The sequence below is a fragment of the Aquiflexum sp. genome, assembly GCF_977115555.1.
Genome location: NZ_CDSBKL010000175.1, coordinates 1 through 8146, shown reverse-complemented (window position 1 = coordinate 8146; position 8146 = coordinate 1). Strand labels below are relative to the sequence as shown.

The 8146-nt window shown below is 37.6% G+C and carries 11 protein-coding genes; 9 read left to right on the top strand and 2 right to left on the bottom strand.

What is annotated here, in order from left to right; all coding sequences use genetic code 11:
• Nucleotides 1-47 precede the first annotated feature (47 nt).
• Genes ACZFYI_RS11530 through ACZFYI_RS11520 form a run of 3 tightly spaced genes read left to right on the top strand, consistent with a single transcriptional unit; the run spans nt 48 to nt 2066 of the window.
• A complete protein-coding gene (locus ACZFYI_RS11530) occupies nt 48-857 on the top strand; it encodes a YHYH protein (RefSeq protein ID WP_462524279.1) in 810 nt (269 codons plus the stop codon).
• Entirely contained in the window at nt 829-1452 is a 624-nt protein-coding gene (locus ACZFYI_RS11525; RefSeq protein ID WP_462524278.1) for a toxin-antitoxin system YwqK family antitoxin, read from the top strand. The genes ACZFYI_RS11530 and ACZFYI_RS11525 overlap by 29 nt, the downstream gene beginning before the upstream one ends.
• Entirely contained in the window at nt 1449-2066 is a 618-nt protein-coding gene (locus ACZFYI_RS11520) for an SCO family protein (protein ID WP_462524277.1), read from the top strand. The genes ACZFYI_RS11525 and ACZFYI_RS11520 overlap by 4 nt, the downstream gene beginning before the upstream one ends.
• A gap of 326 nt (nt 2067-2392) precedes the next feature.
• On the opposite strand, the gene ACZFYI_RS11515 is transcribed toward ACZFYI_RS11520, so the two are convergent.
• Nucleotides 2393-2722 (bottom strand): group II intron maturase-specific domain-containing protein, encoded by a 330-nt coding sequence (locus tag ACZFYI_RS11515; RefSeq protein WP_462524280.1) that lies wholly within the window; start codon nt 2720-2722, stop codon nt 2393-2395.
• 190 nt (nt 2723-2912) lie between these two features.
• Nucleotides 2913-3014, bottom strand: a complete 102-nt coding sequence (locus tag ACZFYI_RS11510) for a hypothetical protein (RefSeq protein WP_462524276.1) — start codon at nt 3012-3014, stop codon at nt 2913-2915.
• Here ACZFYI_RS11510 and ACZFYI_RS11505 point away from each other — a divergent pair.
• The 6 genes from ACZFYI_RS11505 to ACZFYI_RS11480 form a co-directional block, all read left to right on the top strand.
• Complete coding sequence (locus ACZFYI_RS11505) at nt 2998-3177, top strand: hypothetical protein (RefSeq protein WP_462524281.1); 180 nt, start codon at nt 2998-3000, stop codon at nt 3175-3177. The two genes, ACZFYI_RS11510 and ACZFYI_RS11505, sit on opposite strands and share 17 nt — an antisense overlap.
• A 132-nt stretch (nt 3178-3309) precedes the next feature.
• A complete protein-coding gene (locus ACZFYI_RS11500; protein ID WP_462524275.1) occupies nt 3310-4545 on the top strand; it encodes an alpha/beta hydrolase-fold protein in 1236 nt (411 codons plus the stop codon).
• A 69-nt stretch (nt 4546-4614) separates the two neighbouring features.
• Entirely contained in the window at nt 4615-5376 is a 762-nt protein-coding gene (locus ACZFYI_RS11495; protein ID WP_462524274.1) for a DUF6090 family protein, read from the top strand.
• Nucleotides 5377-5381: 5 nt separating this feature from the next.
• A complete protein-coding gene (locus tag ACZFYI_RS11490) occupies nt 5382-6410 on the top strand; it encodes a serine hydrolase domain-containing protein (RefSeq protein WP_462524273.1) in 1029 nt (342 codons plus the stop codon).
• A gap of 51 nt (nt 6411-6461) precedes the next feature.
• A complete protein-coding gene (locus tag ACZFYI_RS11485; RefSeq protein WP_462524272.1) occupies nt 6462-7502 on the top strand; it encodes a ligand-binding sensor domain-containing protein in 1041 nt (346 codons plus the stop codon).
• Nucleotides 7503-7905: 403 nt separating this feature from the next.
• Nucleotides 7906-8146: hypothetical protein (locus ACZFYI_RS11480; RefSeq protein WP_462524271.1), on the top strand; the 241-nt coding region annotated here is incomplete at its 3' end.

The following is an 8146-nucleotide window of genomic DNA, read 5'->3' as shown; positions in this document are numbered from 1 at the left end:
TTATTTCATAAAAAATAAAAAAAAGATAGAACAACCGAAGGAATGAATTGAAAAAGTTGTCTAAAAGAAATCGTAAATCAATTTTAAAAAAAATGACAAAATTAAAAGTATCCATTTTCGCACTTAGCCTTTTGGCTACAAGTATTATCCTTTATTCTTGTAATAAAGATGATGAAAGTACACCTGTTACACCAATAACGGGTGTTTCCATTTTAAGTACTGTGCAAGCTAAGTACAAAAGTATGGTAACTATCTCAACAAGTGGTAGTAGTATAACATTGAAGTCTAATGGAAACCCAGACCATGTATCGCCTTATTGGGATGCCAGTAATTCACTTTACGAGGCACAAATGGCAGGCAGTACAGTCAATCCAGGCAAGATAGGTACGCAAAACTATACTATGACAATTCCTACAAATCCTACTGAGGCAAGTACCAAAGAAGTTACTACTTTGGGACCGATTGGTATGGCTTTGAATGGTGTACCAATTTACAATGACAGAGAAGGAGGAAACGTACCTGTAGATGCAGGTGTATTAGGTTCGTTTGACAGAGCTGGTGCTCATCCAGGACCAGGAAACACCTATCATTACCATTGCACTGGTGATTTTACAGGTAATGACGATTCAAATTTAATTGGTTTTTTAAGAGATGGGTTTCCAATTTATGCTCGTAAGGATGCTGATGGTACCTACCCTTCTGATCTTGATGTAAATGGTGGACATGTAGGAATTACGGCTGATTTTTCTACACCTATTTATCATTATCATGCAAGTAACACGGCTTATTTGGGTAGTAGATTTTATATTTTAAAAGCAGGTAGTTATCATGGGGCTAAAGGCACTTTCACACAATAAAATTATATATACTGCTATTTCTATTTTATTATTTGGCTGTTCTGCACCAGTTGCTGAAAAGCCAAATAATATTTTTGAAAAAGTAGATGTTTCACAAATTCCCAAAGACACTATTTTGTCAAATAGCCAATCTCTAAAATTACAAAACGGTGTTTATTATCGTGATAATAAACCCTTTTCAGGTTATATAAAATCAATATATCAATCTACTCTATTGCAGAGCCTTGGTTCTTATTTACAAGGAAAGCAACACGGCATTACCAAAACATTTTTTCCAAATGGTGAATTAGAAACCGAACGAAATTATAAAAACGGAATTGCTTATGGACGGCATTTTGGTTTTTGGGAAAATGGCAAAATGAAGTTTGATTTTATGTATTTCAACGATAAAAGAGAGGGCGTACAGAAACAGTGGTATGTCAGTGGTAGTCCTTATTATGAACTAATTTTTGCGGACGACAAAGAAAACGGAATGCAAAAGGCGTGGCGTGAAAACGGCAAACCATATATCAATTATGAAGTAAAAGATGGGGTTCAATACGGACTTCAAAAATCGGCATTGTGCTACACTTTAAAAGATGAAAAGTTCAAATGAAAAAATATTTAATTCCCATTTTATTTTTAATGCTATCCTGTAAGGAAAATAAAAAACACCTTCCTTTTTACGATACGCCAGATTTTACGCCAAAATGGGAAATGCCAAACGAACATACATTTCACAAAATCAGACCATTCAAGCTCATAAATCAAGAAAATAAAAGTTTTACAGAAAAAGATTTAGATGGTAAAATTTGTGTAGCCGATTTTATCTTTACTACATGCCCAGGCATTTGCCCAAAGATGACAAGTAGTATGGCAGACATTCAAAAAGAATTTATCAATGATGATGAATTGCTATTATTATCTCATAGTGTAACACCTGAAAAAGATAGTGTTCCAGTTTTAAAACAATATGCTATAGACAAAAAAGTTGAATATAAAAGATGGAAATTATTGACAGGTGACAAAAATGAAATTTACGATTTAGGGAGAAGATATTATTTTGTTGAAGAAGATTTAGGTGTAAACAGCGACAGTACAGTATTCCTACATACTGAAAATTTTGTACTTATTGACAAGAACAGGCATATAAGAGGCATTTACAACGGACTTGACCCAAATAGTATTCAAAACTTAATCAGAGATATAAAAGTATTGAAAGCTGAATAGCTAAAAAACAACTAACGCCCAATCGAGTAGACGGCCGTGAGCTATAAGCCCACGGTGCGCCTCTCACACCACCGATCCCGAAAGCTTTCGGGAGGTCTCGTACGTACCCTGCATTCCGGCTTCTCGCTAAAATGATCCATTGGGATCATTTCATTAACGCTCGGTCCCAGTTCACTGGATTGTAGGTTGCGTTTTGTGGTAGTAGGAAAGCATCGATTCAAATCCTTTTCTTCTCAGGCGTGACAGAGTTATGGTAGTTGTCAAGATCGGACTCTGGGCTACTGCCCATCCCCCTTTTCTACCTCCCCTTCATATTGGCTCTTTTGCTAAAAATGTCTTAAGAGACATTTTTTTAACCCTCGGCCCTTCCATGCGTAGGTATGGTCTTGGTCCACTCCCAATCTGGACAGGTTTTTACGTTTTCGTCCAGGCTTTTTCTCCGCCGCGGCAGACCAAATACAGTACCGAAGCCGGTTTCTCAGCCATTCATCGATGGCCTTCAGCTTGGCATGGATACTCGCAAGGCGGTAATTGTTTACCCACCCCCGCCATATTTCTGCAAGCTTTTTAAGTCTCTCATCGAAGCTGTACGGTTTGGTTTTCTTAGTAATCTGCTTAAGCTTGCGTTTGAGAGATTCCCAACTGTTCTTTTTCACCAGCAACTGGTATTTTCCTTTAACCCCCTTCTGGTATGTCGGAACAAACGCATGTCCCAACAATTCAAAATCGGATGGTCTTCGGATACCGCAGCACTTCGTGCGTCCCCTTCGCACTCCGTCCTCGGGCATCCCTATTTATGGGAAGTCTGAGTTTGTCCTTTAGGAAAAGGTACATCTCGTTTCCCACTTATCTGGCTTCTCTTTTTGACTTGGTGTAGACGCTGAAGTCGTCAGCATATAGGACATATTTCAGGTTTCTCCTGTCAAGCTCCTTGTCCAAAACATTCAAATGGATGTTGGATAGAAAAGAACCGATCGGTGAGACCTGCGGTACGCCTTTTCTACGTCTGTGCAGACACCGCAGTCTGGCTTACTTCAGTGCATACCTCACGGTAAACCACCTTGCCACTTGCTTGGCTTCGGGAGGTTCCCCCGGACATAGGGGGCTTTAAAGCCTTGGAACGGTCATCTTTTTGACTTATATTCACCTTTAAGGCACACAGGGCCATTTGGCGACAATGGTGGGTAAGGAGTTTTTATGACAATTTTGTGGTAGGTTCCAGTGAAGTTCTTGGATTGAAATTTTGTGCAAAATCCGCCAACAAACTTTGGCACAAAAGGCTTCCAATCATGTAGAAATCAACAGAATGAGAAAAATCATTATCGTACTATTACTTTTTCTGATAGGGATTGACCAGGTAAAATCACAAGATGTTGGACAAATAGTAATCGGTACAAAACATTCACTTAGGTCTGAGATTCTGAATGAAGACAGAGAATATTGGATCAGTCTTCCTGATTCATACCATGAGCAAGAATCATCCTACAAGAGATACCCTGTCCTAATCATACTTGATGGAAATTTGCACTTTAAGTCCATTTCAGGGACCTTAAACTACCTGAGTTCCGATGTTTATGGAAGCCGCAAAATTCCCGAGATGATCGTGGTTGCAATTCACAATGTGGATAGAAGAAGAGACTTCACACCGGACAAAATCATTACCGTCAGAGAGAATAATACAGGCGGTGGAGATCTTTTTCTCAGTTTTTTGGAAAAAGAACTTTTGCCTGAATTGGATCAAAAGTATAGAACTGTCCCCTATCGAATACTTTTTGGACATTCATTGGGAGGTCTGTTGGCGACGCATGCCTATCTAAAAGAAAAGACACTTTTCAATTCATTTATTGCGGTTGACCCAAGTTTTGGAACATGGGATTCAGAAACCATGGACAATAAGTTAGATTCTCTGACCGAACAATCATTTGAAAGGTTCCTGTATATAGCCTCGGCCAATTGGGGCAAAAGGAATATCAGAAATCGTGACCGCCATGTACGATTTTATGAGACATTGAATGGTAAATGCAAAGGTGATTTGCCCGCAAAATTAGAATACTTCGAAAATGAAAACCATAACTCAGTTCCAATCATTGCTTTTCATAACGGAATCTCCGCAATTTTTGAAGGGTATGGAATTTCCTACCGTGATGTAGGGGACAAAGAGCAACTCACTCTACATTTTCGCAAACTTTCGGAGCGACTTTCTTGGAATTTTCGACCTCCCGAGTATCTCGTAAACCAGATAGGTTATAGCATGCTTCAAAATGGAAATGATATGGACAAATCCACCGCATTGGGATTTTTTATGCTCAATGTAGAAAATTACCCTAATTCACCCAATTCCTATGACAGCTTGGGGGAAGCTTATGAAACATTAGGTGATATCCAAAAAGCAATCGAAAACTATAAAAAATCCCTTGAACTAAACCCCGGTAACGAACACGCAAGAATGAAAATAAAGGAGTTGAGCATGAGCGAATAAATCAGGAAAATGCAGAGACTTGAAATCCCGCTTTGCGCCTTGCCTCAACCCAATGCAATTTAAGGACAAATGAAAATTTTTCGGAACATAAGAAATAAGCTTCTGTATAATGGGAGAATTAACCAATACTTAAAATATGCACTAGGGGAAATTATCCTTGTAGTACTTGGTATTCTGATTGCCCTGCAAATTAATAATTGGAATCAAAACAGAATAAAGGATGCTACTGAACAAACCTATTTACTTGGATTGAAAGAAGAATTTCAGATAAGCAAATCAAAATTAGAAGAGTTGATAAACATCAATAAAGAAAACTATACGGGAGCTCAGAAAATATTAGGGCTTACAGGTTCAAATAAAGAGTCTATCGACGAAACATTATTTTCTAACTTGCTGTACAAAACATTGTCAAACGATATTGCCTTTAACTCCAACAATTCCTTATTATCTGAAATGATCAACTCAGGAAACTTGAAAAATCTAACAAATACTGAGTTAAGAAAAGAATTGACAAATTGGATTTCCACTCTTGAGGATATATCAAGGCAAGAGGAAGAGCTTAGCATTCAAAGGATTAAGGTACTTGATATGTTTAGAACAGATCAATATAGTTTAAGTACCGTTTTTCAGTCAGCTGGAGTCAATGATAATTTTGGACTGCCCAACACCTCAAATGAAGTGAGCAATTTAGCCTTACTAAACTCTAAGGAATTTGAGAACAACATACTTTTGTTTATTGTAACAAGCATTGCAACTGAAAGAGCACATTATCAACCTTTAATGCATGATTTAGATTCTATTATAAATCTCATTAATGGTGAAATAGATTGAAGTTCATGACCAAGAAAAGAATAATCAGAATATTACTATTTGTAGGCACATTAATATCCTTGTATTTTGTTCCGTGGCCAATTGTAACAGCATGGATACCGCCAATACCAAATACCGTTCAGGAACAAGTTGATAAAGCAGCGGATTACGGATTTGATGGTATTGTTGTCTATGTAAACAAAAAAGGCAATCAGTCAGCATTTTTTACTTCAGGCTATAAAAACAGGGAAAATAAAATTCCGGCCGACCCCAATTCATTGTTCAAAATAGCCAGCGTCGGCAAATTATATAATGCGGTTGCAGTTGCCAAATTGGTACGGAACGGAAAATTATCATTGGACAAATCCCTTTCAGACTATTTACCCGAATTAAAAGGCAGAATAGAGTACGCCGAAAAAATCACCTTGCGCATGTTGGTTCAGCATAGAAGTGGTATTCCAAACTATACTGACACCTTTATGTACTGGGCGGCACCGAAAGAAACGGCAGACGAGAACCTCGCTTTAGTTCTGGATTTGCCTGCCAATTTTAAGCCAGGGGAAGGTTATGAATATTCCAATACCAACTACTTACTCCTCGACAGAATTATGCAGCGGGTTCTGGGATATTCCACATTCCGATACATCCAAGAAGAAATATTAAACCCATTGAATTTAAAGCACACCTTTGGCTCAATTCAGGATGTAAATATCGATGATGTAATGAGCGGCTATTACGTAGGCTATGACTCAGATTTAAAATCAAACAATGTTGGCTCAATGTTGGCGACAGCAGAAGATTTGGGTTTGTTTATCAGGGCATTAAATGAGGGCACAGTTTTCAATGACAAAGAGGAACAGGAAATATACTCCTCCATTTATGAGTATGGACACACGGGTTTGATTCCCGGATATCAAACCATTGCGAAATACCATAAAGAAATTGATGCGGTGGTTATACAATTCACCAATACAGTAGACTTTGAAGGTTATAATTGGAATCTATCGGAAGTTATGTATAACCGAATAGTGAAAATCTTAAAAAAACAGAAATGAAAGAATCAGCAGTGATTGAATGAAGACACTAAAACCATTACATAGCCAACAATGAAACCAAACCTACTTTTATTCCTGAGCATTTTAACTCTTTTGACATCATGCAATGGGCAGACCTCTAAGAATAATTACATTGACCAATTTACAATCGGCAACACCGTAAAAGAACTTGGAAGTAATATTATGGTTGTCTTTCAAGACAGTAAAAATGATTATTGGTTTGGCAGTTGGGAAACAGGAGTATATAAATATGATGGCAAGATATTGATTAATTTCAGCACCAAGCATGGTCTGCTAAACAACAGAATAGATGAAATAAAAGAGGATAAATTAGGTAACATTTATTTTCGGAGTGCAAACGCAACGTCTGCAATATCAAAGTATAACGGAAATACTTTCACGACTTTAACGGCAGTTCCCAGTGAAAATTGGAAACTTGAATCCACAGATATGTGGTTTAAGTATTCTTATGGAAATACGGGAAAAGTATATCGCTATGATGGTATTACTTTATTTGAATTACTGTTACCTAATCCACCTGATCTAACCAATCCATTTGATGTCTATAGCATTTATAAAGACAGAAAAGGAAACATTTGGTTTGGCACCAACCCTGTCGGAGTATGCCGATACGATGGAAAATCGTTTGAATGGATTACAGAAGAAGATGTGACAGAATTTCGCAACGAAGGTGCAAACGGAGTGCGTTCAATTACAGAAGACAAACATGGCGACTTTTGGTTCAATACCGAATATCGTTATGGTGTATACGACAGCGCAACCTTAAATGGCAATAAATTTTTCACAAGGCATGAAAGCATAGGCGGTTTGGACGGGAAAAAGGACAGCGATTTGGACGAGTATCTATCAACCGTAAGAGACAACAATGATAATTTGTGGTTTGTGACTTACCGCAATGGCGTTTGGAAATATGATGGAACGGAACTTACTCAATATGTAGTTCAGGATAATTTAAAAGACATTACTTTATTCAGTATTTACAAAGACAACAATGGCGACCTTTGGCTTGGAACCCATGAAAACGGGGCATATAAGTTTAATGGGACAACATTTGAAAAATTCACACCATGATGAAGGGCAGAAGAGCAACCTCTGGCTGTGTAGATGATTTTGTGGCAGGTTAATTGCCAAATCAAAGGTCAGTGTTTTCAACAGATTTCTGTGCCATTCTGAATCTGAGTCGCTTTTGATCAGCAACTTCACCACAAGACAAACCTTGATGGGATCAAATTCAGAAACTTAAAATCCGAAATTGAAAATCAAAAAAAAAGATTCGGGCAAAAAAGAAATACCGACTGTTCAATAGCCGGATAACCTTCAGGACTTTGGATTGAAAATGAAAAATAAAAAAAGTATATATTTCATTGTCCTAATTTCCCTATCAGTCGGGCTATTGCATTTTTTGATCGGGCCAAACTATCAAGGCATTTTCCGGAAATTTGTCAATGGGTATTTAATTGATATTCTACTCCCTATGAATGTCTACTTATTGCTTCAGATATCTTTAAGAAAAAATATTTCGGTCTTTTTAGCCAGAATAATTGCAGCATTACTGACTTTTTCATTTGGAACAACTGTAGAAATATTGCAATTCTATGACATTCCTCTTTTCGGTAGCACGTTTGATATTTGGGATATCGTAATGTACGGCTTGGGAACCGGGCTTGGAGTTGCGGTTGACTTGACAATAATCAACAGGCTTGAAAAATCAGTGT